This is a genomic window from Staphylococcus sp. GDB9P120P (assembly GCF_017893435.1).
Taxonomy (GTDB): Bacteria; Bacillota; Bacilli; order Staphylococcales; family Staphylococcaceae; genus Staphylococcus; species Staphylococcus cohnii.
Window position 1 is genome coordinate 1 of sequence record NZ_JAESNB010000012.1, and the last position, 1,233, is coordinate 1,233.

The 1,233-nt window shown below is 34.7% G+C and carries 2 protein-coding genes; both read right to left on the reverse strand.

Going from position 1 to position 1,233, the window contains the following annotated elements; translation table 11 throughout:
• Positions 1-154: 154 nt before the first annotated feature.
• Positions 155-745, reverse strand: a complete 591-nt coding sequence (locus tag KA856_RS12845) for a replication protein (protein WP_196615465.1) — start codon at positions 743-745, stop codon at positions 155-157.
• 57 nt (positions 746-802) lie between these two features.
• On the reverse strand, positions 803-943 hold the full coding sequence (locus tag KA856_RS12850; protein WP_031917823.1) for a ribbon-helix-helix domain-containing protein: 141 nt from the start codon (positions 941-943) through the stop codon (positions 803-805).
• Between the last annotated feature and the right edge of the window lie 290 nt (positions 944-1,233).

Consider the following 1,233-nt stretch of genomic DNA (forward strand, 5'->3'; position numbering starts at 1 on the left):
ACAAGTGATAATATGGTTTGGGGGGCAAGCGTCGTATTTGCTAGCCACTTCATTCGCTTACGCTCATTTCGTTCTGCAAATACCCTTGTTGGGGGTAAACCCCCAATCCCCCCTTTTTGCTAAAGCAAAAAGCTAGCCATAACGGCTAGCTAATTCATTTGTTATCTTTTATTCTATGTCTTCTAGATTTTATAAACGTATTTATAGCAAAAGTACCATTATCAGCTAACAAAGGGAACCAATCATCAAATCTATGCTCCATAGCATAAATCCATAGTTCTTCGTATTCTCTTATGTCATTTTCAACTATAAAAGAAGTCATTTCTTTAAACATCTCATATCTGCTTGCAGACGTCGGTTTTAACATCTCTAGAATATCTGCTCCACCATGAGCAATCATATCTTCACGATCATACTGATATTTCTCAGGATTATCCATATGCAACATATATCTAACAAGACCTTTAGCAGAACCACACCTTTGTGGAACAGTCGCATTTATTCTTTCGGTCAATTCCAATATCTGATTATAACTTTTAACCCCATCATACATAACCAATATATGCTTATGAGCCTTTTTTATCTCTCCATTTGGATTAGTATCCTTATCATGTAATGGAGATTCAACCCATTGTATATGTTCATTATCTAATATATCTCTCCAACCTTCAGAAACACTTTCTGGATAAATTACAAACGTCCAATTTCTAGTTCTTACATTACCTTGTGATGCTTTATTTGCCATGATATAATTACCTCCGAATACAAGTTTATGCTGCCATAGCCACATGGCAGTATTTTTTTATCTATTTTTATGCTTTTTATCAAAATCTTGCAAAGCCAACGCAATTACCGCACTTTTTGAAACTCCTAAATATTTCGCCAATTCATCTAACTTTTCCGACATCTCATCTTTCAAAGTCACTTGCAATCTTTTACTCATAATTGTAACCACCTTTCAATTATTACAGTCAATAATACACAAAATAACATCATAATTCAATCGTTTATACACAAAAAGTGACCGTGAACAATGAACAACACTGGGGGGTCGTAGTACCCCAGTGTTGAAAACCTAAAGTCAAAACCCACCATATTATTACTTGTAATAGAATTTCCTTTTGACTTCACGATATCGAAAGTAATGATTTGGATTGGTTGTTAACTTGGATTAATCCAAGTTACAACTGCACCAATCGCCACTGAAGTGGCTATCATTATTTCTTTGTTCTT